Here is a 1,017-nt window from a genome sequence, read left to right on the forward strand (position 1 = left end):
GATTCCTACCAATAAACCAGCGGCTATCACCATCCCTAAAGAAAGGTTCGCGGTACTAGGAACCGCAACGCCCAACGTCAGAACGCTAATCAAGCCACCTGCTATCATTCCAACCGCAAAAAGCAATCGCCACGAATAATCACCTTTTTTCGGTGACATAATGCCATTCATAATTCCACTGATTCCGGCAATTTTACCGTTAACCAACAACAATATAGTGGCGGAGATCCCTAACAAAATGCCACCAAACAACGATTCCCATGGAATAACGTTTAACATTATTTACCTCTAAAATCTTAGCTACGAATTAGTTACAGAAAACGCCATGAAGCGCTTTAATTAATGACTCAACTCTCGGTTCTGACAACGAATAAAACACTTGCTGTGATGCCTTACGAGCCGTGATCAATTTGTGTTTGCGAAGCACCGTTAAATGCTGTGAAAAGGCGGATTGGCTAAGGAACGAGTTCTTTTGCAGTTCCCCAACACCAACTTCACCTTGGGTCAGTTGGCACAACACCATTAGCCTTTCCGGATGTGCCATTACTTTTAGGAGATCAGCAGCTTCATTGGCATTGCCTTTCATTGCTGCTACATCCATATCTGTATAGCTCATGACTCACCTCTACATTAAAAACTAAATTAGATATTACTAAAACAATACCTTTAGTCAACACTAAATTAGCAATTGTGAATTTAGATAAATTAACATTAGACATTTCTAATTTAGTTAATTATAGTGATGAACATCAAAGGATGGCGTTCTCAGTTTGAGAGTACGAAGGAGAAGAGTTATGACGTTAGAAAATGCAGTACGAGTTTTTGCAGGCACGATGGTATTGGTCTCGGTCATACTAACCGTGTTCGTTCACAGTAACTTCATTTGGTTCACCGTGTTTATCGGCGTTAATCTTATTCAAAGTGCTTACACGGGAATCTGCCCTGCTGCTTATTTTTTAAAGAAATTTGGTTTTAGATAATCTAGAGCGTAGTGACCTTTCACACAGGCTATTCGTG

General features: G+C 40.2%; 3 protein-coding genes. 1 reads left to right on the forward strand and 2 read right to left on the reverse strand.

Annotation, left to right across the window (positions count from 1 at the left end; all coding sequences use genetic code 11):
• Nucleotides 1-279: YeeE/YedE family protein (locus R7R78_RS24545; RefSeq protein ID WP_225474429.1), on the reverse strand; the 279-nt coding region annotated here is incomplete at its 3' end.
• Nucleotides 280-307: 28 nt separating this feature from the next.
• Nucleotides 308-616 (reverse strand): ArsR/SmtB family transcription factor, encoded by a 309-nt coding sequence (locus tag R7R78_RS24550; protein ID WP_005460911.1) that lies wholly within the window; start codon nt 614-616, stop codon nt 308-310.
• 178 nt (nt 617-794) lie between these two features.
• Between R7R78_RS24550 and R7R78_RS24555 the strand changes: the two genes are divergently transcribed.
• Nucleotides 795-980 (forward strand): DUF2892 domain-containing protein, encoded by a 186-nt coding sequence (locus R7R78_RS24555; protein ID WP_005460908.1) that lies wholly within the window; start codon nt 795-797, stop codon nt 978-980.
• Nucleotides 981-1,017 lie beyond the last annotated feature (37 nt).

Source organism: Vibrio sp. 2134-1 (genome assembly GCF_033339495.1).